Annotated in this window: 23 protein-coding genes; 6 read left to right on the top strand and 17 right to left on the bottom strand. The window is 60.6% G+C overall.

The window, feature by feature from the left end; translation table 11 throughout:
• The first annotated feature begins 61 nt into the window (after positions 1–61).
• Both ACR3EN_RS08355 and ACR3EN_RS08350 read left to right on the top strand, forming a co-directional pair.
• Positions 62–934, top strand: coding sequence for an NAD(P)-dependent oxidoreductase (locus tag ACR3EN_RS08355; protein ID WP_480824832.1), 873 nt, complete (start codon positions 62–64; stop codon positions 932–934).
• A 110-nt stretch (positions 935–1,044) separates the two neighbouring features.
• On the top strand, positions 1,045–4,110 hold the full coding sequence (locus ACR3EN_RS08350) for an aminotransferase class III-fold pyridoxal phosphate-dependent enzyme (RefSeq protein WP_480870961.1): 3,066 nt from the start codon (positions 1,045–1,047) through the stop codon (positions 4,108–4,110).
• 46 nt (positions 4,111–4,156) lie between these two features.
• On the opposite strand, the gene ACR3EN_RS08345 is transcribed toward ACR3EN_RS08350, so the two are convergent.
• Both ACR3EN_RS08345 and hemP read right to left on the bottom strand, forming a co-directional pair.
• On the bottom strand, positions 4,157–4,633 hold the full coding sequence (locus ACR3EN_RS08345) for a hypothetical protein (RefSeq protein ID WP_480824836.1): 477 nt from the start codon (positions 4,631–4,633) through the stop codon (positions 4,157–4,159).
• A complete protein-coding gene (gene hemP / locus ACR3EN_RS08340; RefSeq protein ID WP_480824838.1) occupies positions 4,630–4,797 on the bottom strand; it encodes a hemin uptake protein HemP in 168 nt (55 codons plus the stop codon). Before hemP ends, ACR3EN_RS08345 begins: the two co-directional genes overlap by 4 nt.
• Before the next feature lie 225 nt (positions 4,798–5,022).
• Between hemP and gph the strand changes: the two genes are divergently transcribed.
• The gene (gene gph, locus ACR3EN_RS08335) at positions 5,023–5,697 is read left to right on the top strand and encodes a phosphoglycolate phosphatase (protein WP_480824840.1); all 675 of its coding nucleotides are present in this window, start codon (positions 5,023–5,025) and stop codon (positions 5,695–5,697) included.
• Between the two features lie 212 nt (positions 5,698–5,909).
• Here the strand turns inward: gph and ACR3EN_RS08330 are convergent, their stop codons facing one another.
• From ACR3EN_RS08330 to ACR3EN_RS08320, 3 genes are all read right to left on the bottom strand, one after another.
• On the bottom strand, positions 5,910–7,082 hold the full coding sequence (locus tag ACR3EN_RS08330; RefSeq protein WP_480824842.1) for an acetate/propionate family kinase: 1,173 nt from the start codon (positions 7,080–7,082) through the stop codon (positions 5,910–5,912).
• Positions 7,082–8,467: a bifunctional enoyl-CoA hydratase/phosphate acetyltransferase gene (locus tag ACR3EN_RS08325; RefSeq protein ID WP_480824844.1), complete on the bottom strand. Its 1,386-nt coding sequence runs from the start codon at positions 8,465–8,467 to the stop codon at positions 7,082–7,084. The genes ACR3EN_RS08330 and ACR3EN_RS08325 overlap by 1 nt, the downstream gene beginning before the upstream one ends.
• Before the next feature lie 76 nt (positions 8,468–8,543).
• A complete protein-coding gene (locus ACR3EN_RS08320; RefSeq protein WP_480824846.1) occupies positions 8,544–9,812 on the bottom strand; it encodes a cytochrome-c peroxidase in 1,269 nt (422 codons plus the stop codon).
• A 15-nt stretch (positions 9,813–9,827) separates the two neighbouring features.
• On the opposite strand from ACR3EN_RS08320, the gene ACR3EN_RS08315 reads away from it, so the two are divergent.
• A complete protein-coding gene (locus ACR3EN_RS08315) occupies positions 9,828–10,298 on the top strand; it encodes a tetratricopeptide repeat protein (RefSeq protein WP_480824848.1) in 471 nt (156 codons plus the stop codon).
• A 30-nt stretch (positions 10,299–10,328) separates the two neighbouring features.
• Here the strand turns inward: ACR3EN_RS08315 and ACR3EN_RS08310 are convergent, their stop codons facing one another.
• The 6 genes from ACR3EN_RS08310 to ACR3EN_RS08285 are packed head-to-tail and all read right to left on the bottom strand — an operon-like array spanning position 10,329 to position 15,906.
• On the bottom strand, positions 10,329–11,390 hold the full coding sequence (locus ACR3EN_RS08310; RefSeq protein ID WP_480824850.1) for a TRAP transporter substrate-binding protein: 1,062 nt from the start codon (positions 11,388–11,390) through the stop codon (positions 10,329–10,331).
• A gap of 25 nt (positions 11,391–11,415) precedes the next feature.
• Positions 11,416–12,705: a TRAP transporter large permease gene (locus tag ACR3EN_RS08305; RefSeq protein ID WP_480824852.1), complete on the bottom strand. Its 1,290-nt coding sequence runs from the start codon at positions 12,703–12,705 to the stop codon at positions 11,416–11,418.
• Positions 12,706–13,293 (bottom strand): TRAP transporter small permease, encoded by a 588-nt coding sequence (locus tag ACR3EN_RS08300; RefSeq protein WP_480824854.1) that lies wholly within the window; start codon positions 13,291–13,293, stop codon positions 12,706–12,708.
• A gap of 53 nt (positions 13,294–13,346) precedes the next feature.
• A complete protein-coding gene (locus ACR3EN_RS08295) occupies positions 13,347–13,862 on the bottom strand; it encodes a flavin reductase family protein (protein ID WP_480824912.1) in 516 nt (171 codons plus the stop codon).
• Positions 13,862–14,752 (bottom strand): aldo/keto reductase, encoded by an 891-nt coding sequence (locus tag ACR3EN_RS08290; protein ID WP_480824856.1) that lies wholly within the window; start codon positions 14,750–14,752, stop codon positions 13,862–13,864. The genes ACR3EN_RS08295 and ACR3EN_RS08290 overlap by 1 nt, the downstream gene beginning before the upstream one ends.
• Positions 14,752–15,906 carry an LLM class flavin-dependent oxidoreductase gene (locus ACR3EN_RS08285; RefSeq protein WP_480824858.1) on the bottom strand — a complete coding sequence of 385 codons (1,155 nt, stop codon included), beginning with the start codon at positions 15,904–15,906 and terminating at the stop codon, positions 14,752–14,754. Before ACR3EN_RS08285 ends, ACR3EN_RS08290 begins: the two co-directional genes overlap by 1 nt.
• A 91-nt stretch (positions 15,907–15,997) precedes the next feature.
• Here ACR3EN_RS08285 and ACR3EN_RS08280 point away from each other — a divergent pair, with 91 nt between their 5' ends.
• Positions 15,998–16,723, top strand: coding sequence for a GntR family transcriptional regulator (locus tag ACR3EN_RS08280; protein WP_480824860.1), 726 nt, complete (start codon positions 15,998–16,000; stop codon positions 16,721–16,723).
• A 12-nt stretch (positions 16,724–16,735) separates the two neighbouring features.
• Positions 16,736–17,833: a Gfo/Idh/MocA family protein gene (locus ACR3EN_RS08275; RefSeq protein WP_480824862.1), complete on the top strand. Its 1,098-nt coding sequence runs from the start codon at positions 16,736–16,738 to the stop codon at positions 17,831–17,833.
• 6 nt (positions 17,834–17,839) lie between these two features.
• Here ACR3EN_RS08275 and ACR3EN_RS08270 read toward each other — a convergent pair whose 3' ends face one another.
• The 6 genes from ACR3EN_RS08270 to ACR3EN_RS08245 form a co-directional block, all read right to left on the bottom strand.
• A complete protein-coding gene (locus tag ACR3EN_RS08270; RefSeq protein ID WP_480824864.1) occupies positions 17,840–18,766 on the bottom strand; it encodes a 3-hydroxyacyl-CoA dehydrogenase NAD-binding domain-containing protein in 927 nt (308 codons plus the stop codon).
• Positions 18,766–19,506, bottom strand: a complete 741-nt coding sequence (locus ACR3EN_RS08265) for an SDR family NAD(P)-dependent oxidoreductase (protein WP_480824866.1) — start codon at positions 19,504–19,506, stop codon at positions 18,766–18,768. Before ACR3EN_RS08265 ends, ACR3EN_RS08270 begins: the two co-directional genes overlap by 1 nt.
• A gap of 66 nt (positions 19,507–19,572) precedes the next feature.
• Positions 19,573–20,367: an SDR family NAD(P)-dependent oxidoreductase gene (locus ACR3EN_RS08260; protein WP_480824868.1), complete on the bottom strand. Its 795-nt coding sequence runs from the start codon at positions 20,365–20,367 to the stop codon at positions 19,573–19,575.
• Complete coding sequence (gene betC / locus ACR3EN_RS08255) at positions 20,364–21,899, bottom strand: choline-sulfatase (RefSeq protein ID WP_480824870.1); 1,536 nt, start codon at positions 21,897–21,899, stop codon at positions 20,364–20,366. Before betC ends, ACR3EN_RS08260 begins: the two co-directional genes overlap by 4 nt.
• A complete protein-coding gene (locus ACR3EN_RS08250) occupies positions 21,896–23,035 on the bottom strand; it encodes an aromatic ring-hydroxylating oxygenase subunit alpha (protein WP_480824872.1) in 1,140 nt (379 codons plus the stop codon). Before ACR3EN_RS08250 ends, betC begins: the two co-directional genes overlap by 4 nt.
• A 132-nt stretch (positions 23,036–23,167) precedes the next feature.
• Positions 23,168–24,181: a GlxA family transcriptional regulator gene (locus ACR3EN_RS08245; RefSeq protein ID WP_480824874.1), complete on the bottom strand. Its 1,014-nt coding sequence runs from the start codon at positions 24,179–24,181 to the stop codon at positions 23,168–23,170.
• Between the last annotated feature and the right edge of the window lie 120 nt (positions 24,182–24,301).

Below are 24,301 nucleotides of genomic sequence, written 5' to 3'. Positions count from 1 at the left end.
TGTCTTCGCTGAACATTCCGGCGCGCTCTGCGCAGCCGGTCAGCGGAGGGGATTTCGGAAAATGGCAAAAGTCGCGTTTCTTGGCCTGGGCGTCATGGGCTATCCGATGGCGGGGCATCTGCAGGCCGCCGGACATCAAGTAACGGTTTACAACCGCACCAGCACCAAGGCCGAGGCCTGGGTTGCGCAACATGGCGGTGCCATGGCGGCAACCCCGCGCGCGGCGGCAGAGGGCGCGGATTTCGTGATGGCCTGCGTGGGCAATGACGATGATCTGCGCATGGTTTGTACCGGGGACGATGGTGCTTTTCACGGTATGGCCGAGGGTGCCGTTTTTGTGGATCACACCACCGTCTCGGCCAAGGTGACGCGCGAGTTGTACGAAGCGGGCGGGGCACGGGGTATTGCCTTCGTCGATGCTCCGATTTCGGGCGGTCAGGCGGGGGCCGAGAACGGCGTTCTGTCGATTATGTGCGGCGGGGATCAGGCGGCGTATGATAGGGCCGAGCCAGTGATGCAGGTCTATTCGAAAATCTGCCGTCGGATTGGCGAGAGTGGTGCAGGCCAGATGACCAAGATGTGCAACCAGATCGCCATCGCCGGGCTGGTTCAGGGTTTAAGCGAGGCCCTGCATTTTGCCGAGAAAGCCGGGCTGGATGGCCGCGCGGTGGTCGAGGTGATCAGTCAGGGCGCTGCGGGCAGCTGGCAGATGGCCAACCGCTATGAGACCATGCTGGACGATCATTTCGAGCATGGGTTCGCCGTGGACTGGATGCGCAAAGATTTGGGAATTTGTCTGGCGACGGCGGATGAAACCGGGGCCTCCCTGCCGGTGACGGCTTTGGTGGATCAGTTCTATAAGGACGTGCAGAAGCTGGGTGGCGGGCGTTGGGATACGTCCTCTCTGATCAAGCGGTTGCGCGCATTGGGGTGAGCGCAAGGGGGGCTGTCTGCCCCCATCGCGCCTGCGGGCGCGATTCCCCCCGAGGATATTTTTGGCCAGATGAAGAAGATCCCTTTTTGGGGAGAGCTATGGGGTGTCGCATGGGCGATTTGAACGCGTATTGGGCAGGGAAGCTGCGTCAGCACTGGGGGCTGGAGGCGCGGTTGACGCGGTTGGATGGGGAGTATGACCTCAACTTTCTGGTGCGTGCGACCAACGGGCAGGACTATGTGCTGAAGGTGATGCGGGCAGGGTGCGCACCGGGGCTGGTCGATTTACAGATCAAAGCACTGGAGCATATTGCATCAGTCGCGCCGGGGCTGCCGTTTCCGAAGGTCTTTGCTGATCTGTCCGGGGCGCTGTTGCCCGTGATCGAGGATGACGGGGGTGCCGAACGGCTGGTCTGGTTGCTGGAGCGGATGCCCGGAGAATGCTATGCCCGCAGCGCGCCCAAGACCGAAGACTTGATCCTGAAACTGGGCCGCGTGCTGGGCGCGACGGATCGGGCGTTGGAAGGGTTTGAGCATCCCAGCCTGCATCGCGAAGGGTTCAAGTGGGACCTGATGCAGGCGGGTTGGATCGCCGATCAGTTGGGCGTGATCGAGGACCCTGCGCGGCGGGCGCTGTTGCAGGAGGTTGTGACGGGGTTTGATGCCATTCGCAGTCTGTTGGATGATCTGCCTCGGCAGGCGATCCACAATGACGTCAATGACTACAACATTCTGGTCGAGGGTCAGCTGAGCGACCGCCGCCGCGTCTCGGGTCTGATCGATCTGGGCGATATGTGTGCCGCGCCGCGGATTTGTGATCTGGCAATTGCCGGGGCTTATGTGGTGCTGGATCATCCAAAACCCGAACTGGCGCTGGCGGCGCTGGTGCGTGGGTATCATGCGGCCAACCGGTTGCGCGCGGAGGAGGTCGATTTGATCTGGCCGCTGCTGCGGATGCGGTTGGCGGTTTCCGTGGTGAACTCGACCCTGATGGCGGCGGAGAATCCGGATGATCCGTATGTGACGATCAGTCAGGCCCCCGCGTGGCGGTTTCTTGAGAACACCTCGGTCAATGGCGAGCTGATGGCGGCACGGCTGCGCGCAGCCTGTGGTCTGCCGGTGGTTGATGGGGCGGAGCGTATCCACGGCTATCTGGCTGATCATCGCGGGCAGTTCGCCCAGATGTTCGGGCAGGATCTGAGCGACGCACCGATGGGCTCGCTGTCAGTTGAAAACTCGACCTGGCCGCAGAACCCGTTTCATATGCCGCTGGACGAGGCCGCGCGGGTGGGCGAGGAATTCGGGGAAGGTTTCTGGCTGGGATATTACAACGAGCCCCGCCTGATCTATGCCGAGCCGGGGTTTCGCAAGGGGCCGTGGAAGGCCTCGGACCGGCGGACGGTGCATCTGGCGGTGGATGTGTTTGCGCCTGCCGGGACGGTGTTGCACGCTCCACTCAGCGGTCGGGTCGAGGCGGTTGAGAACCGCGATGCGCATCTGGACTATGGTGGCGTTGTGATCTTGCACCATGAGACGCCCGAGGGTGATGCGTTCTACACGCTCTACGGCCATCTTGATCCCGAGGTTTGCGACCGCCTGAAACCCGGTGATCCGGTGGCGCAGGGGGCGGCCTTTGCGCGGCTGGGGGACGCGACGCAGAATGGCGGCTGGGCGCCGCACGTACATTTCCAACTTGCGCTGACCACGCAAGGGATGCAGGCCGACTGGCCCGGCGTGGCCGATCCGGACGAGTTGGAATTGTGGAATGCCGTCTGCCCGAACCCCGCGGCCTTGCTGAACCTGCCGGATGACAAGGTGGCGTATCGGCCGACGGACAAGCAGGCGATTCTGCAGGGGCGGCGCGATCACTTTGGGGGCAACCTCAGCCTGACGTACCATGATCCGGTCATGCTGGTGCGGGGGTGGAAACACCACCTGTTCGACGAATGGGGCCGCCCCTATCTGGACGCCTATAACAACGTGCCTCATGTGGGCCACGCGCATCCGCGCATTCAGGCGGTTGCTGCGGATCAGTTGAAGCGGATGAATTCGAACACCCGCTATCTGCACCCGGCGCAGACGGCCTTTGCCGAGAAGGTGTTGTCGAAGCTGCCCGATCATTTCGAGGTCTGCTTTTTCGTGAATTCCGGCACCGAGGCCAACGAGCTGGCGCTGCGTCTGGCGCGCGCGCATACCGGGGCGAAAGGGATCGTGACGCCGGATCACGGGTATCACGGCAATACCAACGCGGCGGTGGCGATTTCGGCCTATAAGTTCAATAAGCCGGGCGGTATCGGCAAGGCGGATTGGGTCGAGCTGGTTGAGGTCGCAGACGACTATCGCGGGTCGTTCAAACGCGACGATCCCGACCGCGCCACAAAATTCGCGGATTTTGTGGATCCGGCGATTGCCGCTTTGCAGGACCGTGGTCATGGGGTTGCCGGGTTCATCGCTGAAACCTTCCCCTCGGTCGGGGGGCAGATCATTCCGCCCAAAGGCTATCTTCCTGCGGTTTATGAGAAAATCCGTGCCGCAGGCGGTGTTTGCATCGCTGATGAGGTGCAGACCGGGCTTGGCCGTCTGGGTGAGTATTATTTCGGCTTTGAGCATCAGGGCGCGCTGCCCGATATCGTAGTGATGGGCAAACCCATTGGCAACGGGCATCCTCTGGGCGTGCTGGTCACCACCAAGGAGATCGCGCAGAGCTTTGACAACGGGATCGAGTTCTTCTCGACCTTCGGAGGGTCCACGCTGTCCTGCCGCATCGGCAAAGAAGTGCTGGATATCGTCGATGACGAAGGCCTGCAGGACAATGCGCGGCTCATGGGTGCGCGCCTGATGGACGGGTTGCGGCGGATCGAGGTCGATTTCCCGCAGGTCGGCGATGTGCGCGGCGTCGGGCTGTTTCTTGGGGTCGAGCTGATCAATCCCGATGGTTCCGAGGGCACCGAGATTTGCAGCTATGTCAAAAACCGGATGCGGGATCATCGCATCCTGATCGGCAGCGAGGGGCCAAAGGACAACATCCTGAAAATCCGCCCACCGCTGACAATCGAGGCCGAGGATGTAGATATGATCCTCTGGGTCTTGCGCGATGTGTTGTCGGAGGTCGGTGACTATGCGCCCGAACCCGCCTGCGATCACGATCATCACCACGCGGGCTGCGGCTGCTGCTGAGACAAACAAAACCCCGGCGCAATAGCCGGGGTTTTGCGTTTGCCGGTCATTGCAGCACCGAAGTTGGGGGTTGGTGCCCGGTCGTCGGCAGGGGGATTGTTGCGGTCATACGGCGCAAGGCCAGCCCAAGCTCTTCGGACAGCGATGTCAGCGCGGGTGCAAAATCAGGCCGCACGATCAGCGAGGCCATCATCATCGCATCTTCGCGCGCACCTTCCGAGGCTGCGGCGATCATCTGGGCAAAGCAGTTCTCATCCGCGCCCAGGCAGGCGCATCCAAGCCCGTGCCGCACCAGAGGCCGCCGGCCGTGATGCGCACAGAGCGAGCACAATCGATCCAGCGTCATCATCGCCGCGCGTCCGTGATCCGCACCCAGTGCGATGTCAAAATCGCTGGCAGCATTGGCCCTGCCACTGGCACCATCGCCCCAGAGACGAAGGTACATCACTGCGCCCGCCTCAATCGGGGTCAGGTCGGACAGACGTCCGACTGCGGCACCGCCGCGCGATGCAGGCGCGCTCATTTCGTCAGGATCAATTTGCCCGCGCGGGTGATGCGCAGGGTATACAGCTGATCGCCCAGCTCGATATGGGCCAGGTTTCCGCCTGCGGTCAGTTCTTCGGCCTTATGGGCGGGCAGCATCGAGACAGCATAGCTTTGGGTCGAGTTGGGGGTCTGCGCGTTCATCGGGGCATCTCCAGAGCGTTTTTGGCACATGGCCTTATCTGTTCGTGGTTCGCTTGATCTGGCTGACCCGCTGTCGGGCTGGCTGACTGTTCCTAAGCATTAATCTGATAAAAATAGTAAGATTTGTCAACCCATGGTTTTTCAGGCCTATCCACGGCTTTCTGTTGCGGATATTGCCGCTGCGCCCTACGCCTTGGTCCGTAAGCACTAAAGGTGGATTCGGACATGGTTGCAGTGGTTGCATTTGATTTGGACGGCACGTTGGTCGACAGCATCGCCGATATAGCGAACGCCGCAAACAGGATGCTGGCGGATCAAGGGGTCGTCCCGCTGCCCCAACAAACCATCAGACGATTCGTAGGCAACGGGATGCCCAAGCTGGTCGAACGCGTCATGAACGAATGTGGACTATCTGCCGACCGCCATGCAGAACTGACACAGCTTACGCTGCATCACTACGACGCCGCCGCATCCGATCAGACAACTGTTTATCCAGGCGTGACGCAGGCACTCGACAGATTGCAAGCCATGGGGTGCGTGTTGGGCATTTGTACCAACAAGCCTGAAAACCCGGCGCGCCATGTGCTGGATGCGTTGAAGCTGTCCCACTATTTCGATGCAATCATTGGCGGGGATACGCTGCACATGCGCAAACCCGATCCTGCGCATTTACAGGCATGCTTCGACGCCCTGCCTGATGCAGGTCCAACTATTTTCGTAGGCGACAGCGAGGTCGACGCAGAAACCGCGCAACGGGCGCAGGTGCCCTTTCTGTTGTTCACCGAAGGTTATCGCAAGTCGCCTGTCGCGCAGATGCACCATACGCACAGCTACGCCAACAGTGCCGATCTTCCCGATCTTGTGCAGCAGGTTCTGCAGGACGTGCCACCAAACACCTGACCTGCAAAAAAGAGAGGGGCCGGCCAAGGGGGTAAAGAGCCAGCCCCTCATCGGGGGAAATTTGTGAAAGTGGTTTGAGCGTTTGCGCCCGGTAGTTAACCAATAGTTAATGAATCTCTGCGGGCAGCGAAATTGGGGGATTCCCGTAGACAGGCCATTATTTTCGCAAACCCCAGCAAAATAACGCCGGTTCGCGTGCAAATCGCGACATCTCAGGCCGACAATTCTGCTGCCGCGCGCGCAATCACAAGCTCTTCATTGGTGGGAATGACCATCACCTGCACAGCCGCACCTTTGGCCGAAATGACTCGCGTGCTCTGCCGATTGGCCTCGGCGTCCAGCGCCACCCCAAGCCACGCCATATCCGCACAAATCTGGGCGCGCGCACGCGCCGAGTTCTCGCCGATCCCTCCGGTGAACACGATCGCATCGAGCCCGCCCAGAACCGCAGCCAATGACCCCAACTCGCGCCGGGCCCGAAACGTGAAATACTCGATCGCGCGGATTGCATCGGGCGCATCGGATTGTTCCAGCGTACGCATATCGTTGGACAAGCCTGAAAGCCCCAGCAAACCAGACTTGCGATAGAGAAGGTCCGCAATTTCGGCGGGGGCCATTCCCTTTTGCTCCATCAGATACAGCATGACGCCGGGATCAAGCTGACCGCAACGGGTGCCCATCGGCAGGCCGTCCAGCGCCGAAAAGCCCATGGTCGAGCCGACAGACTGACCCCCACGCATCGCACACATCGAGGCACCATTGCCCAGATGGGCCACAATGACCCGCCCTGCATGCACCTGCGGCACGGTCTGCGCCAGATGGCCTGCGATATAGTCGTAGCTGAGCCCGTGAAAGCCATACCGACGGACGCCTATGTCATAATACTCGGTCGGCAGGGCAAACGTGTCGTTGACCCAGGGGTGATGCCGATGAAAGGCCGTGTCGAAGCAGGCCACCTGAGCGGCCTCGGGGAAGCGTGCCATCACCGCCCGTGCGCCCGCAAGATTGTAGGGCTGATGCAACGGCGCAAAGGGTTCCAGGTCTTCCAGCGCACGCAGGATGTCGGGGGTGATGCGGATTGGACGGTCATTGGCCGGTCCACCATGGACGATACGATGACCCACTGCAGCGATCCGCGCCGATGGAAACCGCGCCTGCAACAGTCCCAGAACCCGATCAAGCGCGCTGTCATGATCGCTGACCGTGTCCGCGAGTTCGTCAAACAGCTTGCGGCCATCGGGTCCACGCAGGCTGACCGAAGCTTCGGCGCTGCCGATCCGATCGACCAGCCCGGTGCAAACCGGATCGGGATCACCAGAACCCATGGCAAACAAGCCGAACTTCAGCGATGAGGACCCTGCATTCAGGGTAACGATATGATCCATCAAACCTTTCCCGACAGACGCGCCGCATGCAGCGCCGCCACAGCGCAAGAGGCCAGCCGCGCCTTGTCATCATCCGCCCTGCTGTTCAGGATGATGGGCACGCGCGCGCCCATGACCACACCGGCCCCTTCCGCGTGGGCAATATAGGTCAGCTGTTTGGCCAGCATATTGCCAGCATCCAGATTGGGTACGACCAGAATATCAGCCCGGCCTGCAACCTCGGACACAATCCCCTTGGTCCGCGCCGCCGCCAGGCTGACCGCGTTGTCCATGGCAAGGGGGCCATCGACCAGCCCTCCCTTGATCTGCCCACGCTCGGCCATCTTCGACAACAAGGCCGCATCAATCGACGAGCGGATCGCCGGGTTCACCGTTTCGACCGCCGAAAGAACACCGACTTTCGGAGCCCCGATACCAATCGAGATCGCCAGATCGATCGCATTCTGCGTAATGTCAATCTTGGTTTTCAGGTCCGGTTCGATATTGATTGCCGCATCGGTCACCAGCAACGGGTGCGGCTGACCGGGTACGTCCATAACAAACACATGGGTAAACCTGCGTCCGACCTTTAGTCCGCCGTCGCGCCGCAGCGCGGCCCGCAGAAGGTCATCGGTATGCAGATGGCCTTTCATCAAGGCTTCGGCACGGCCCTCTGACACCAGATCCACGGCCTTGTTGGCCGCTTCCAGATGGTCCTGCACTGGGATGATCTCGACATTGCGCAGGGGTAGGTCAATCTCGGCGGCGGCGGCCCTGATCTTGTCCGGGTCACCGATCAGGAGGGGTTCGATAATGGTTTCACGCGCCGCCAACAGGGCACCGCCAAGCGAGTTAGGTTCTTCCGGGGCAACCACCGCAGTGGGAATGGGCGGCAGGGGTCGCGACCGGTCAAGCAAAGCATCAAAGTGCCGGTGGCGCTGCACCACGAGGCCGGGCACTTCGATCTCGTGAAACGACATCTCTTGTTCCGGCGCGATCACAACGGCAGTGCCCGAAACAATCACGGCATCGTCGCTGGGGCGGGTCACCTTGGTTTCCAGCACCACCTCGCGATCGGCACGCTTTTCCACGACGGTAACGCATGCGACCAATTCCTCGCCTGCATGGGCGCGGGTGCTGAAGCTCAGGCTTTGCGATTTGTAGAGCGTCCCAGCCCCCGGCAGGATGTTCCCCAGCACAGCTGAAATCAGTGCCCCCACAAACATCGCAGGTGCAATCGCCTCGTTCTTGTCGTCGCCATCCCCATCTTCGTCAGCCAGATGCAATGGGTTATGGTTGCCCGAATTCGAGGCAAAGGCATAGAAGTCATCTTCCGTACAGATCCGCGCCAACTCGGCCGAGTCGCCGACCTTAAGCTGATCGTATGGCTTGTTGTGATACCGCATAAAGTCCTCGTCGGCTGGTTTCCCCGGAGCATTATGAGATTTCGGGTAAATATCCAATGACATTGGACGGGCTTTTCTAGGGCTCGAAACCCTCAGGCACACCAAATAGCGGCTTATCAAGCGTTGTGCCTTTCAGCGCGCCCAGAAAGGCCACAAGATCCGCAATCTGCGTGTCCGTCAACACCTGCGGCCGTATATCGATCTTCCGGCGCTGGCGATCCATCTCGAACCGGTCCTGCCAGACGATGAAATCCACGCGCGCCAGCCACGGGACCTCTGGCAATGCAGCCATCTCAGGCGTCCAGCTATCGAGGCTTTGCAGCGGGTTCAGATGGTGGCGAATGATGCCTTCAAGGTCGGGGAACGCCCCGTTGTGACCATAGGGGGCGGTTTCGGTCACGTTCCGCAGCATCGGAGTGCGGAAGCGATAGGCGTCCTCAAGCCGGTTGCTCTCGCCCATACGGCCCACGTCGCGGGCATACGGGTCCCATTGGCGGGTCTTGCCGGGTCCAAAGGGCGGTAGGCCCAGCGCATGGAATTCCTGATCCGACAGCAACGGGCCCGAGTGGCAGGTTGCGCATCCTGCCTCGCCAAAGAACAAATCCATGCCCGTCTTCTGGCGCTGCGTCAGGGCCGTGCTGTCGCCAGCCAGGTATTGGTCAAACGGGCTGTCGGTACTGCGCCATTCCAGCGCCATGAAGGCGGCCAGTGCGTTGGCGATCTGACTGATGGTGATGTCCTCGGTCGTGTCGATGTCATCGAACGCCTTGACCATAGCCGGGCCATACCGCGGATCGGTGCGCACCCGTTTCGCAAGGATAGGCCAACCCTTGTCGATCCGGTCATGCACCGCGCCGGTCACCTCATTCTCGGCCACATTGCCAGCCATTTCGAATTGTGAGGTCAGGGGAAACAGCGCCTGCGCAGCCAACAGGGAATTCAACCCCTCGGGCAGCCATTCCTGCGCGGGCGAGTTGAAGCCGTTATCGTAGACGTCCGAGATGCTCAGCCGCCCGTCATGGAACACAGTATGAATGTCCTTGGCACCAAGGTTCCAAAGCCCCGGCGAGTTGCGCGGGATACGCTTGCGTATCCTGTCCGCTCCGGTGCCGGGGGTGCGCTCGGGCCCCAGCCCCTGCCCGCCCTCTCCGATGCCCAAAGACAGCCCATCCGACGTGCCGAAATCGGGGTGGTGGCAATGGGCGCAGCTGATGTTTTGGTTGCCTGACAGGATGGGATCGTAAAACAGTTGATGACCGATGGCGGCCTGTTCCATATCAAAGGGAACAAAGTCATCATCGGTCAGCGGGCGCGGCAATTCCTGCGCTGCGGCCGCCCCGGCCAAGAGGAAAACAACCCCATGCGCCAGCTTGTATTTGCCCTTTGCTGCCTTGCATCCCCAGCGCTGGCCGAACTGGAACAGGCCCGCGACATGATGGAGGCCGGAGACTTCGAAGCCGCGCGCGAAGAACTGCTGCCAGCGGCACGGTCCGGCAATGCCGAGGCCGAGGAGTTGATCGGGGTCATGTACGGGCTGGGTCTTGGGGTCGAGCAGGATTACGAACGCGCGTTCGAGTGGTATCTGCGCGCGTCGATGAAGGGGCATCCGGGCGCGCAATCGGGCATCGGCTGGTACTATGAGCTGGGTCTGGGCATGCCCGCGCCCGATCTGGTGCGCGCCTATATGTGGTACACGCTCAGCGCGATTGGCGGCGATCCCGATGCGGCGATCAGCCTTGAGGAAGTGGTCAAGAAGATGACGCCGGAGCAGATCGAAAGGGCGCATGTTCTGGTCAACGACTACAAAGGGTGGATGTACCCGTTTCGGTAAGGGCCGGACGCGCCGCCCGGCCCTGTTCGCTTAGTTCAGGTCCGCGTCGCGCGACGCGTTCACATCGGCCTCAGCCGCAGCAACAGCCTCGGTCAGCGCCGCAAAGATCTCATCCCCGCGGGCCACGTTGGACTGGAACCAGTCATAGACAGGCGTTGCAGCCTCTTTGAAAGCGGCTTTCTGGTCAGGGGTCAGGACGTAGAGATCGCCGCCCCCTGCCACGAAATCCTCATAGGCCTGAATCGACTTGCGCTTGGGCGAGGCAAAGGTGGCCTGCTGCAGCGCATAGAAACCGTCGACAACGACGCGGCGCAGATCCTCAGGCATCTCCTGGAACTTGGCGTTGTTCATCCACCACAGCGCGCCCATATAGGCATGGCCGTCCAGCGTGACATATTGCAGACCCGCATCCGGGAACTTCATGCCCATGATGTCGGTGATGCCGTTCTTGGAGCCCTCAACCACGCCGGTCTGGAAGCTGGTGAACAGTTCCGGCCATGGGATTGGTGTCGGCGACGCGCCCAGCGCTTTGACCAGTTCCTGCGGCAGGTCGGCGACCACTGTGCGGATTTTCAGGCCTTCCATGTCGGCAGGCTCTGCAATGCGGCGCTGCGTATTGGCGAAGTTGCGCCAACCGCCTGTGTTGCCAATGGTCATCAGACGGATCGCGCCGCCCGAGTCTTCCAGCGCCATGTCGCGCATGGTGCGGGTGAAATCGCCAGACAGAACATGCTCGGCAATGCGATCATCGGCCATCAGGTAAGGCAGGTCCAGAACCTGCACGTAGGGGAAGATGCCCGAGGCCCCGCCCGAGGTCGAAATGTAGATATCAATCGTGCCATCAGCCACGCCCTGCAGACATTCGGCCCCGTTCGAACACAGCTGCGTGCCGATGAACAACTCCACCTCAATCGCGCCGTTCGACGCGGCTTCGACATAGTTCTTGAACACGATCAGGCCGTCATAGTCCTCGTCGTTTTCGTTCGAGTTCGCAGTGGCGCGCAGCGTATAGTCGGCGGCCGTGGCGGCGATGGCGGACGCAGCCACCAGCGACGTGGCCACCGCTGCGGTTTTAATGAAATCTCTGAGCATGCGTTTCCTCCCTGTGATACTCAGTTCAGTTTGCAAATCCCGTTATCCTCGGGATCGTCATGGATAGTGCGGGGACATAGGTGATCAGGAAGATCACTATGATTTCGACAGCCAGAAACGGCAGGATCGCCTTGGCAATGGTCTCGACCTTCTCGCGTGATACGGCTGCGGCCACGAACAACACCAGGCCCATAGGCGGCGTCGCTAGACCAACGGTCAGGTTGACGCTCATGATAATGGCAAAATGGATCGGGTCTACACCGAGACTGGTAAAGATGGGGCCAAGGATCGGGCCGAGGATAATGATCGCGGGGCCCGCGTCCAGAAACATGCCCACGATGAACAGCAGCAGGTTGATCAAAAACAGCAGGATCAGCGGGTTTTCGGACAAGCTGAGGATCAGCGAGGCCAGTTGCTCGGGCGCATGGCTGAGGCTGACTACCGTCTTGAACGCCATCGCAGCGCCCACCAGCAGCAGCACAACGGCCGAGGTCAGGCCCGCGTTGCTGAGAATCTCGGGCACCTCCTTCAGGGTCAGCGTCCGCAGGACAAAGAACCCGATGATGAAGGCATAGCCCACGGCCACCGCAGCGGCCTCGGTCGGGGTGAAGATTCCGCCCAAAATGCCGCCCAGAATGATCACGGGCGTCATTAGCGGAAAGAATGCCTTAAGGCTGGCCTGCCGACGCTCGCCCCATGTGTATTTGCGGCTGGCAACCGGAAAGTCGTACTTGTCGGCCATGAATTTGATCATCAGCATCAGGCCGACGCCTACCATCACGCCCGGCACGATGCCCGCAAGAAACAGGGCGGCCACGCTTTCGCCCATCACATAGGCATAGATGATCATGATGCCCGAGGGCGGAATGATCGGCCCGATCACCGAGCTCGCCGCCGTGATCGCCGCAGCGAATTTGCGCGAGTAGCCCTGCTTTTCCATCGCCGGGATCAGCATCGAGCCCAGCGCCGAGGTATCCGCCACGGCGGACCCCGAAAGCCCGGCGAACAGGATTGAGCTCAGCACATTCACATGCGCAAGGCCGCCCCGCAGGTGGCCCATCAGGGCCTGGCTGAACTCGACAAGGCGGATGGTGATGCCACCGCGGTTCATCAACTCGCCCGCCAGCATGAAGAACGGGATCGCCATCAGCGGAAAGCTGTCCATACCGTTATAGACATTGCGATAGAGCAGCGTGATGTCAGCGGTTTGACCGTTCAGCCACAACAGGATGCCGGGGGCCGCCAGAAGCGCAAAGAAGACCGGCAGGCCGATCATCAGGAAGACGAGGAAGGTGGGTAGGAACCAGATCAGCATCTATTCAGCCCCCACCGGAGCGTCTGCGATTTCCGGCAACAGATCGCCTCCGCCAAGCAGAGTGATGACGGCGCGCAGGATCAGCTCGATATTCACCGCGATCAGCAGAACGACCCCCACAAGCAAAGAGGCCATCATCCAACTGCGGGGGATGCGGTACCATTCGTCGAACCCAAGAGATGTGGGAAGATACAGCGCCGCAGTTGCAAAACGACCGCCAAAGCCGGTGACCTCGGACCAGCCGATATTCACGGCAACCAGAAGCACCGCCAAAGAGACAAACAACAGAAACAGCATCAGAATCTGCCCAAGAACACGCGGCAGCATCATAGGCACCATGTCGATGGCCACGAACCCGCCGCGCCGGAATGCAGTGGGGGCCATCAGGCCCGTCATCCACAGCATGCAGAACCGGGCAGCTTCATCCGGCCAAGGCAGGGCATTGCCGAGGACATATCGAAAGAACACCTGAATCAGGATTGCGATCACCATGAAAGCAATCGCAACAACCCCTACCGCGCGGCCCAGTCGCAGCACGGCTTCGTTCACGAATGCAATCGGCGTCAACGCCGATGCCAGTCCGCCCATGCGGATCCTCCCACTGTCAGCCGCGGGTGTTTCCCGCGATCGTCATATCGCGCCTAGCTTTGCGCGAATTGGCCGAGTTTTCCGGCAAAGAAAGTCAACGCGTCTCCATCCGCCATGCTGACCTTCAGAACTTTGCCCACCATGATCACGTGATCGCCTGCGTCGTGGTAGGCGTGCTGCTCGCATTCGAACCGGGCAAGACTGCCCGGCAGCAAAGGGGTGCCGTTTTCACAACGGTCATGTTCGATGTCCCGCAACGCATGGGCGTCTTTTGAGCAGCCAAAGCACAGCTCGGCCTGTTCGGCAGACAGGACATGCACGCTGAAATGGCGCGCCGCGTGGAAATAGCGGAACCGGCGCGAATTGCGGTCGCCCGCCCACATCACCAGCGGGGGGTCCAGCGACAGGGACGAAAAGCTGTTTGCCGTGATGCAGATCGGCCCATCGTCGCTGTCGCAGGTCACAACGGTGACGCCGGTGGCAAAGCGGCCAAACGCGTCGCGCAAGGTGCGGGTGTCGTCTTTGTGCGGCACAAAAGTATGGGTCATGTCACGCGAGATTGCATTCATCATGGCACCTCTTGGCCCAGCGCCGCTTCATACAGGCGGAACCAGCTTTCCCGGCCCAGTTTGACCTTGAATGCGTCCGACGCGCGTTTGATCCGGTCCAAATTGTTTGTGCCAAGAACGGGCAGGATATGGGCCGGATGCGCCAGCAGGAAGGCAACCGCGACAGCAGCGCGGTCCACACCGAACTCCTCTGCGATCTCATCCGCGACAACACCGACGGGCGGGTTTCCGGCCATCAGCACGCCCCCACCCAGCGGAGACCATGCCATCAACGGGTGACCATGCTGCTGGTGAAAGGCCAGATCGCCGTTGGTAAACGGGCTGATCTCGCCCAGCGAGATTTCAATCTGGTTGGTGACCAGTTGCGTTTTCATGGCCGATTGCAGCAGCGACCAATCCCATGGACGAAAGTTTGACACGCCCACCGCACCAACCTTGCCGCTGGCCACGACCTCATCCAGTGCCGCGCCGGTTTCATGGTGATCCATGAAGGGATCGGGACGGTGGATCAGCAGCAGATCGATATGATCAATCGCCATCCCGGTTAGCGAGGTATCGACCGATTTCAGGATATGATCCCGCGAGGTGTCGTAGTATTTGACCTTAGCATGCGAATACCTGCCGCATGGCGCGACGATATCGCATTTGGTGACGATCTCCATCTTCTGGCGCAACGCAGGATTTTCGCGCAGGGCCGCGCCCAGAACGGCCTCGGCATTGTAATCGCCATAGATATCCGCCTGATCGAAGGTGGTGATGCCCTGATCCAGACAGGCCTGTATCTTGGCCTCAACATGCGCTGCCGAAGTATCGCTGTCATCGCCCAGCCGCCACATGCCATAGACAAGGCGGCTCATTTCCAGCGTGTCGGACAGTTTCACACGTTCCATCAGCGACGAACTCCGTTACCCAGCGGGGTCGCCGGGATCGTTGTAGGCACGCGCCCATAGGCTTCGGGCAGCGAGCAGGTTTTCAGGTTGGGCAACACGCGCGCGCCAAAATGGCGGGCCTCGTCCATGTGCGGGTAGCCCGAGAAGATGAAGGCGCGGATGCCCATCTTCTGATATTCCTCGATCTTGGTCATCACCTGATCGGTAGACCCAACCAGCGCCGCTCCACAGCCCGACCGCGCGCGGCCAACGCCGGTCCACAGACCCGGTTCGACATAGCCATATTCATCCGCCAGATCGCGGTTCTTGGCCTGATGCGCCACCCCCAGCGAGGTCGCATCCAGCGCCCGCTCGCGGATCGCGCGGCCATATTCATCATCCAGTTTCGAGACGATGTAATCCGCGTATTCCTGCGCCTCGGCCTCGGTATCGCGCACGATCATGTGGACGCGCAGGCCGTAATCCAGCGTGCGGTTGTAGTTCTCGGCCACCGCGTGGACGGCCTTCATCCGCTCAGCCAGTTGATCCTTGGTTTCGGGCCACATGAGGTAGACATCGCAATGCTCGCCGCACAGTTCCAAAGCAGATGGGGAATAGCCACCGAAATAGAGCAGCGGGCCACCGGTCTGATAGGGTCGGGCCGGATCGGTGGTCAGGCCCGAGAAGGTATAGACCTCACCCGCATGATTGATCTCGTCCTGGGTCCAGGCCTGTTTGAGTATCTCCACCACTTCGCGGGAACGCTGATACCGGTAGGCACTGTCGGCTTTCTCACCCGGGAAGTCGGACGAGATGATGTTGACCGTCAGCCGCCCCTTCAGCATGTGATCCAGCGTCGCAATGGTGCGGGCCAGCATGATGGGCTGCATCTCGCCACAGCGCACGGCCGCCAGCAGGTTGATCTTTTCTGTGATCGGTGCGCAACCGGCGACAAAGCTTAGCGTGTCCTGACCGACCTGATACGAGGACGGGCACAGGATGTTGCGGAACCCCTGCGCCTCGGCTTCTTTCACGATGCCGGAACAGTGATCCCAACTGGACCGCAGATCGCCATCGGGCACACCAAGGAACTGATAATCGTCCGAGCAAAGTGCGGCAAACCACGAGACCTCAGCCGCATCCAGATCGGGGGATGTGATGGGGACGATGGTCATTTGATTCGCGCTCCGTACATCTTTTACTTTTCTCTTGCGTAGCAACCACATTGATGTAGATCAATAGTGTATCAATTTTTCCTGCGACCGAATGAAGCGCGCGACAGTGACCCCAAACAGCCGCAATCCCAACGCCCTGCCGATCTACGTGCAGATATCCGAGCTGCTGATCCGTGATATCGCAGCGGGCCGCCTGATCGATGGCGAACGCCTGCCGCCTGAACGGGACATGGCCGCCAACCTGAATGTCTCGGTCGGGACCTTGCGAAAATCGCTGGCGGAGCTTGAGAAAAAAGGCATGTTGGAGCGTATTCAGGGCTCGGGCAACTACATCCGCGAGACCGGGACGCAGAACAGCGTCTATGCGATGTTCCGGCTGGAACTGCCCGAGGGGGGTGGCTTGCCGCGCGCCGATATCCTGTCGGTCGATCAGCTGGAAAAGCCATCCGACCTGCCGGATTTCGGCCAATCCAGGCGCGGATCACGGGTACGGCGGATGCGCTATCTGAATGACACAATCATCGCGGTCGAAGAGATCTGGCTGGACGAATCAGCCGGAACCATCGACCAGAACCTGCTGTCGGACTCGCTCTATCGCTACTACCAGCAACAGCTTGGCTTCTGGATCACCCGGGCCGAGGATCGCGTTTCGGTCGGCACCCTGCCCGATTGGACGCCCGAAGGTTTCACCAAACCCGCTGGCCAGGTCGCGGGCTATATCGAACGGTTCAGCTGGTCCGAAAAGGCGGACCCTGTCGAGTTTTCAAAAACATGGTTCGATCCGGATCGGGCCACCTATGTCCAACGCCTGAAGTAAAAGGAACTGCGCATGACCCGGACCATCCAATACGGGCTGATCGGATGCGGCATGATGGGGCAGGAACATCTGCACAATATCGCGCTGCTTGAGGGCACGCGCGTCGCGGCCATTTTCGAACCCGACCCAGAGATGGCGCAAAAGGCGCAAACCATCGCGCCCGAGGCACAGATGGTCGGATCTATCCAGGACCTGCTGGCGGTCGATGATCTCGATTGCCTCGTTATTGCCAGCCCCAATCACCTGCATGTCGAACAGCTCATCGAGATCGCGCAGACCCGCCCCCTGCCCCTGCTGGTGGAAAAACCGCTGTTCACCGATCCCACCGATCTGGACCGGCTTGAGCAGTTGGAACGCACCTACCCGCACCCGATCTGGGTGGCGATGGAGTATCGCTATATGCCCCCCATCGCGGCGCTGATTGATGAGGCGCAGACGACCGGTGGCGTCAAGATGCTGTCGATCCGGGAACACCGCTTTCCGTTCCTTGAGAAGGTCGGCAACTGGAACCGGTTCAACCGCAACACTGGCGGGACCTTTGTCGAGAAGTGCTGCCATTTCTTCGACCTCATGCGCCTGATCCTGCAATCAGACCCGGTACGCGTCTCGGCCAGCGGTGGTCAGTCGGTGAACCATTTGGATGAGGCATATGCGGGGGAGACCCCGGACATTCTGGACAACGGCTATGTCATCGTCGATTTTGCCTCGGGCGCGAGGGCAATGCTCGAGCTATGCATGTTCGCCGAAGGATCACGTTATCAGGAAGAGATCTGCGCCATCGGCCCCGCCGCCAAACTTGAGGCCCTGATCCCCGGACCGGGGCGGTTCTGGCCAGACCATCTGGGCGAGCCCCCGGTGCCTCAATTGATCGTAAGTCCGCGCGCGCCCAAAGGCCCGGTCACCCGCGACATTCCGGTTGACCCCGAATTGCTGGCCGCAGGGGATCACAACGGATCAACCTATTATCAGCATAGGGGCTTTCTGGAGCTGCTGCGTGGTGAGCGTCAGGCCCCGGATGTCTCGCTGGCTGATGGCATCTGGGCGGTGCGCGTCGGGCTGGCCGCACAGCAAGCGGCAGAGTGCGGCGAAACCGTTACCCTCAGCGCCTAAGGCCGCTCAGCGCAGGTCCGCGACGGATTTCTGCAGCGCGACGATCAGCGCATCCCGCCGTTGCGACAGCGCGGCGGGTGTTTCGCCCTGGGCTTCGGCCATGACGCCGTCGACCAACGTGCGGGTCACATCTTCGGTCAGCTGAACCTCACCCAGATCATCCCACCATCCGTTGAACGTGTCGGCGAAGTGATCGCAAAACGCCTGAAGCCCACCCTCGCCTGCACCGAGGTTGAACAGCATGGTCGGACCCATCGCCGCCCACCTGAGACCCGGCCCGGCCCAGACCGCCTTATCCACATCTTCGACCGAGGCCACACCTGTGGTGACAAGGTGTATCGCCTCGCGCCAGATCGCAGCCTGCAGGCGATTGGCGACATGGCCCGGCACCTCTTTGTGCAGGCGGATCGTGGTCTTGCCGACGGACTGATAAAACGCCTGCGCCCGTTCGACGACACCATCGGCGGTGCGGTCATTGCCCAGCACCTCAACCAGCGGGATCAGATGTGGCGGATTGAACGGATGGCCCAGCACAAACCGCCCCGGGTCCTGCCAGCCCGGCTGCATCTGGCTGAGCGTCAGCCCCGAGGCCGAACTGGCGACGATAGCCTCGGACGACAACGCAGGCTCGATGGCGCGGAAGGTGGCGTGTTTGACCTCGAGCCGTTCCGGGACGTTCTCCTGCACGAACCCAGCCCCCTCGACCGCCGCAGCGGCGCTTAAGCAAAAGCGGATCGCGTCAGGGGTGCCGTTTTCAGTCAGCCCCAACTCGGTCATCGCGGGCCATGCTGTGTCGACATAGCGGCGCACAGTGTCCGCAACTTTTGGCTCGGGATCGAACAAAGCGACCGAGCGACCCGAGGCCAGAAACAGCGCAGCCCAACTGGCTCCGATCACGCCTCCACCCAGACAGGCCGTGTGTTGAACAACCATCAGAACAATCCCGGGTTCAGCGGCGAGGCCGCAGTCATGCCACCATCCACGGTGAAGAGTTGTCCGGTCGCAAAGCTCGCCTCGTCCGAGGCCAGCCAGACCGCCATGCTGGCAATATCCTCGGGCTTGCCAAACCGGCGGGTCGCATGCCGCGCCAGCGCATCCTCGCGGGCTGCCTGCGGGTTGGCGGCCAGATCGAAGCCCGCATCCAGCATTCCGGTTTCAATCCAACCGGGACAGATCGCGTTGCATCGAACAAGGGGGCCATGGTCGACCGCGATCGAACGCGTCAGCCCATGCACAAAAGCCTTGGATGCATTGTAAAGCGCCATGGATGGGTCGGCGACGCTGCCGGAGATGGAGCCGATGTTGATGATCGACCCACCCTCGGACATACGCGGGATGAAAGCGCGGCACAGGTTGAACACGCCTCGGCAATTGGTGCCGATCACGGCCTCCCAATCGGCATCCGAACTGTCGGTTACGGTTTTTTCAACCTGAACCCCTGCGTTGTTGACGAGGATATCCAGCCCCTCCACCGTGCGCGCCAATTCATCGACTGCCGCGACATCCGTAACGTCCAGACTGTGCCATAGGATATCATCCGCCAGACCGTCGGGCCGCGCGCCTCGACCGCAGGTCGCCACGTTGGCCCCTTCCCGCCTGAAAGCATCAACAATGCCGCGCCCGATCCCCTGCCGACCTCCGGTCACCAGAGCCCGTTTTCCCGCCAATCGCATCCACGATCCTCCATCAGATGATATGCGCGGGGATACGAGCCCAACGCCGTTGCCCACGTCACTGGTTCATAGCCGCATCTGCTGCACTTGCGCAGACAATCCGCCATCCAGAACCCAAAGCTGGCCACTGGCATAGCGCGCCTCGTCCGAGGCCAGCCAGTTGACCAGATTGGCGATATCCTCGGGCGTGCCGTAGCTGCGCATCGGATGTACATCGCGTACGGCCTGCTGCAACTGATCAATGGACTTGCCGCCTGCGCCCGAGCCTTCGCCGGTGAAAAAGCTCTGCAACATCGGCGTGTCCACGTAACCAGGGCAGATCGCGTTGACCCTGATGCCCTCGGGGCCATGATCGCAGGCCATCGCCTTGGTCAGCGCATGCACCGCACCCTTGGTGGCGCAATAGGCCGCAAGACCGGGGTCAGCGATGAAACCGTCATAACTGCCGAAATTGATGATCGACGCCGTGGAGCCCGATGCGGTCGCCGCGCGAATCAGCGGCAAGGCATGTTTCGAGGTCAGGAACGTTCCTGTCACATTGACCGCGAATGACAGGTTCCATTCCTCAAGCGAGGTGTCCTCGATGGTCTTTTCGATCTCGATCCCTGCCGCGTTGACCAGAATGTCCAACTGTCCCGCTTCGCGACCGATCTGTTCCATCGCGGCAATTGCATCCGCTTCCTGCGTGACATCCAGCCGGATGAAGGTGCTGCCGTCATGGTCATGGGCGGCCAAAGAACCCTCAGGCGTCAGGTCCGCGGCATAGACCCGCGCGCCTTCTCGCACAAAACGCGCAACGATGGCGCGCCCGATCCCGCCGCGCCCGCCGGTGACCAGCGCGGTTTTGCCGTCCAGCATCATTCCTTAGTCTCCTTCCAAGGAGGATAACGATAGCGGGTCGCCGCCACGGTCCAATCCATGTGATTGCGCACATATTCCTGCGCGGCATCGCGCGGCGGATTGTAATCCCAAGCCTCGCCCGCCCCGGCCTCCATCGCCGCATGCAGTGCGTGGCGGGATTTCTGTGTGGCGATTACATCCGCGCGCAGCTTCTCGCTGTCCCAACGGCGCGCGACTTCGTCAGCAAAGGCCGCTGACGCATCTGCATAGGCCGGATCATCCGCAAGGTTCACCTTCTCCAACGGGTCGTGCAACAAATCATACAACTGCGGCGGGTCCGGGTCGCAATGGATGTATTTCAGCGACCCGCGTCGGATCATGAAGACCGGATAAGGCGTCATCTCGGCACAGTATTCACCGATTGCCTCATCCACCGGATCATGTTCGCCTCGTGCCAAGGGCATCAGCGAGCGCCCATCGATGGGTTCACCCAGCATGTCAGTCGATCCCCCGGCGATATCAACGAAAGTCGGCAGTAGATCGATCAGAGAACATGCGTTGGCAGCAGAGCCCTGCGCAACACCGGGTCCGGCCATTACAAGGGGTACGCGGGCGGAGTGTTCGAAGAAGTTCATCTTGTACCACAATCCCCGCTCACCCAGCATATCGCCATGATCAGCGGTGACGACGACGACGGTGTTGTCCAGCTCTCCGATATCTTTCAACGTCTTCACCATGGCGCCCAGTTTGCTGTCGAAATAACTGACATTCGCCAGATAGGCCCGACGTGCGCGCAGCACCTCTGTCTCGCTGAGCGGCACCGTGCTGGCCTCGATCCCGTCCATGACGCGGCGCGAGAACGGGTCTTGCTGATCAGGCGTCAGCGTGAAGTCCGGCATTGGAACATCGGCATCGGAGTAGAGGTTCCACCATTCCGGCTTGGCCACATAAGGGTCATGTGGGTGGATAAAACTGGCCACCAGGCAGAACGGGGCCTCATCCCCCGCTGCCCGATCCCGCCCCCGGTCGATCAGCCAGCGGCGGGCGGCGAACTCGACCTCGTCGTCGTAATCGGTCTGGAAGGTGGCGATTGCCGCGCCACTTTCCTTGACCGTTTGCATGTTGTGATACCACTTGTCGATGCGCTCGTCCGGGGCCTCCCAATCCGGGGTCCAGGCGAAATCGGCGGGGTAGATGTCGGTGGTCACCCGGTCCTGAAACCCGTGCTTCTGATCAGGGCCCACGAAGTGCATCTTGCCTGACAGGCAGGTGCGATAGCCCAGCGCCGTCAGGTAGTGTGCGAAAGTGGGAACAGAGGCGCGGAACTCGCTGGCATTGTCATAGGCGGCAATCCGGCTGATCAACTGGCCCGACATGAAGGCAAAACGCGACGGCGCGCAGAGCGGTGAGTTGCAATAGGCCGCATCGAACCGCACGCCCCTTGCGGCCAAAGCATCGATATGCGGTGTCTTCACGGTCGGATGCCCATAGGCGCCACAGAACTGCGGCGCCAGCTGGTCGGCCATCACCACAACAATGTTGGGCCGCCTCACGGAGCCGCCTTTGCGTAGGCGTCCAGAACCAGCCCGTGGAAGTGATGCACCGCATGTTCCGATTTACCAGAGCCGTTGGGGTCGTGAACGATCCGTCCCTGAGTGAAGGCTGGCGTGCTCATCCCGCGCTGCACGCTTTCGACAATGTCGATGTCTTCCTTCTGCAAGACCTCATCCAGATAACGGATCGCTTCCAGCTCTGCCGCATCCGGTTCGGGTGTTTCGAGGAAGAAATCATAGGTTTCCAGCGTCCGGTCCGGTCCCATGGGGATGATGTTCAGCACGATCATCGAGGACCGCCCCGGATAGCGCATCAGGCAGGTCGTGGGCCACAACCACCAGACTGCATGGGTGCGGACAGTTGCATTGGAGACGTCATAAGCTGTGTTCGCGCCCGTACCGGCCTCGGCCATATGGCTGGAATAGATGCCGTAGGTGGTCACCTTGTAGGTGTCCATATCGACCAGATCGCAGAAATCCTCATGCGCCGTCGGGCAGTGGTAGCATTCGAGGAAATTGTCGACCACATTCTTCCAGTTCGACTTGATATCATAGGTCAGACGGTGACCGAAAGTGAGGCTTTCGATATCTGGGGCCCAATGGCGAATCTCGGTCTCAAGATCACCCGAGACCTCACGCAGCGGACGCGCCTCAGGGTCAAGATTGACGTAGATGAAGCCTGCGAACTCTTCGACCTGCACCTGATCCAGACAGATATCCTGAGTACTGAAATTACTGAGGTTCTCCGTCTCGGGTGCGCGAACCAACTGACCGTCCAGCTTGTAGACCCACGCGTGATAGGGGCACATGATACGGGTCGTTTCACCCTCGCCGGTCAGCAGGTGATGGGCTCGGTGTTTGCAGACGTTGTAAAACGCGCGCAGAACGCCCTCGCGATCGCGGACCACCGCGATTGGGTGGCCTGCAATCTCGACCGCTACATACGATCCCGGCGCGCGCAGCTTTTCGACATGGCAGACCCATTGCCAGGTCTTGGCAAGGATCTCTCTCAGGTCTGCCTGATACCAGACCGGATCGACATATGCTTCGGCCTTCAACGACTGAGTGTTAGATGGATCAGAGCTATACCCATCGGAAATATGTTGGAACTGTTCTCTGGACGGCAGCTCGCTCATGTACGTCTCCACAATTGGGGCCGCTCAGAGCCCTTGGCTTGGTTTTCGTCGCATATGATTGTCTGAATCCAATACCGCGTCTAAACTTTTTTCGCCATATTCATGATTTTTATCGCCATTCGCGGGCGCTGCTCAACTCGGCTTACGGTGCATGGGCCACGCTCTGTATTCGAATGGCACGCGACCCGCGACACGGTCCTGCCGGGGTGGCAAGCCGAACCGCTCTTTGTAGGCCCGGCTGAAATGCACCTGACTGGTAAAGCCCGATGCAAGCGCGACCTCGGCAATCGGGAGGTCTGTCTGGGTCACCAATCCGCGCGCCCGGTCCAGTCGGATGTCGCGGTAATACAGCGCCGGGGTTTTTCGGATATGAGCAGCAAACAACCGGTCAAGCTGCCGATGCGAGATATTCGCCTGCCTGCAAATCTCCGGTATCGGCAGAGGATCTTCCAGATACGCTTCCATAATCTGGATCGCCGCTTTTAGCTTTGCAGGGACAGCAGCGCCCAAGGGCTCAAGCCCTTCGGGCTGCTGCAACGCGGATGGCCCCCGAAACCGGTCGTGAAAGATGTAGCGCGCAGCGGCATTCGCCAGTGCATTGCCGCGCATGCCTTTCAGCAACTGCAGGGCAAAATCGACCGAAGCGCCCCCACCGCAGCACGTGGCCCGGTTGCCATCAAACACATAGAGGTTCTCGGTCACTTCCACACTTGGGTAGAGTTCCTGAAATGCATCGATATGTTCGTAATGCACAGTCGCGCGCCGCCCATTCAACAACCCGGCCTGCGCCAAGATGAACGCCCCGGTATCCAGCGCACCCAGGATCGCACCCTGACGCGCCCATTGCTGCAAGGCCGTCGCAATTCTTGAGGTCAGATGCCGTTCAGGGGTCCAGCTGGACGATACAATCAGGACATCGCCAGGCAGCGCATCAAAGTTGTTCAGCGCAATCGTGTCCGTCCCAGCCCCGTTGCTTGAAATGCAATAGCCACCGTTTTCGGTAACGAATTCCCATGTAAAATAGGTTCTGCCGTCGAGGTAATTCGCCGCCCGGAAGGGATCCACAAAGCCCATTGTGGCAGAGATATTGAAACTCGGCGTCACCAGCAGCAGCAGGCGCGTCCCTGATAACTCGGCCTTTGACATCCTGTCACCTTGTCTCGCGCGCGCCTCGCCCATGCAGAACGCCCACACCTTTTTCCGCAGCGCGGTTATCGAGCACGCAAACCTTCGCGCGCGCAAGATGGATTTTAGACGATTTTACCG

Source organism: Ruegeria sp. G7, assembly GCF_056535465.1.
This window is presented reverse-complemented; position numbering and strand designations above follow the sequence as displayed.

Bases quoted from the DNA above. Each gene is read 5' to 3' on its own strand.
- ACR3EN_RS08275 (WP_480824862.1), top strand. From the start codon at position 16,736: ATGACCCGGACCATCCAATACGGGCTGATCGGATGCGGCATGATGGGG.
- ACR3EN_RS08270 (WP_480824864.1), bottom strand. From the start codon at position 18,766: ATGGTTGTTCAACACACGGCCTGTCTGGGTGGAGGCGTGATCGGAGCC.
- ACR3EN_RS08280 (WP_480824860.1), top strand. From the start codon at position 15,998: ATGAAGCGCGCGACAGTGACCCCAAACAGCCGCAATCCCAACGCCCTG.
- ACR3EN_RS08295 (WP_480824912.1), bottom strand. From the start codon at position 13,862: ATGAATGCAATCTCGCGTGACATGACCCATACTTTTGTGCCGCACAAA.
- ACR3EN_RS08355 (WP_480824832.1), top strand. From the start codon at position 62: ATGGCAAAAGTCGCGTTTCTTGGCCTGGGCGTCATGGGCTATCCGATG.
- ACR3EN_RS08300 (WP_480824854.1), bottom strand. From the start codon at position 13,293: ATGGGCGGACTGGCATCGGCGTTGACGCCGATTGCATTCGTGAACGAA.
- ACR3EN_RS08285 (WP_480824858.1), bottom strand. From the start codon at position 15,906: ATGACCATCGTCCCCATCACATCCCCCGATCTGGATGCGGCTGAGGTC.
- ACR3EN_RS08290 (WP_480824856.1), bottom strand. From the start codon at position 14,752: ATGGAACGTGTGAAACTGTCCGACACGCTGGAAATGAGCCGCCTTGTC.
- ACR3EN_RS08330 (WP_480824842.1), bottom strand. From the start codon at position 7,082: ATGGATCATATCGTTACCCTGAATGCAGGGTCCTCATCGCTGAAGTTC.
- ACR3EN_RS08260 (WP_480824868.1), bottom strand. From the start codon at position 20,367: ATGATGCTGGACGGCAAAACCGCGCTGGTCACCGGCGGGCGCGGCGGG.
- hemP (WP_480824838.1), bottom strand. From the start codon at position 4,797: ATGAACGCGCAGACCCCCAACTCGACCCAAAGCTATGCTGTCTCGATG.
- ACR3EN_RS08265 (WP_480824866.1), bottom strand. From the start codon at position 19,506: ATGCGATTGGCGGGAAAACGGGCTCTGGTGACCGGAGGTCGGCAGGGG.
- ACR3EN_RS08350 (WP_480870961.1), top strand. From the start codon at position 1,045: ATGGGCGATTTGAACGCGTATTGGGCAGGGAAGCTGCGTCAGCACTGG.
- ACR3EN_RS08250 (WP_480824872.1), bottom strand. From the start codon at position 23,035: ATGAGCGAGCTGCCGTCCAGAGAACAGTTCCAACATATTTCCGATGGG.
- ACR3EN_RS08245 (WP_480824874.1), bottom strand. From the start codon at position 24,181: ATGTCAAAGGCCGAGTTATCAGGGACGCGCCTGCTGCTGCTGGTGACG.
- ACR3EN_RS08310 (WP_480824850.1), bottom strand. From the start codon at position 11,390: ATGCTCAGAGATTTCATTAAAACCGCAGCGGTGGCCACGTCGCTGGTG.
- ACR3EN_RS08315 (WP_480824848.1), top strand. From the start codon at position 9,828: ATGCGCCAGCTTGTATTTGCCCTTTGCTGCCTTGCATCCCCAGCGCTG.
- ACR3EN_RS08345 (WP_480824836.1), bottom strand. From the start codon at position 4,633: ATGAGCGCGCCTGCATCGCGCGGCGGTGCCGCAGTCGGACGTCTGTCC.
- ACR3EN_RS08325 (WP_480824844.1), bottom strand. From the start codon at position 8,467: ATGCGGTATCACAACAAGCCATACGATCAGCTTAAGGTCGGCGACTCG.
- ACR3EN_RS08305 (WP_480824852.1), bottom strand. From the start codon at position 12,705: ATGCTGATCTGGTTCCTACCCACCTTCCTCGTCTTCCTGATGATCGGC.
- gph (WP_480824840.1), top strand. From the start codon at position 5,023: ATGGTTGCAGTGGTTGCATTTGATTTGGACGGCACGTTGGTCGACAGC.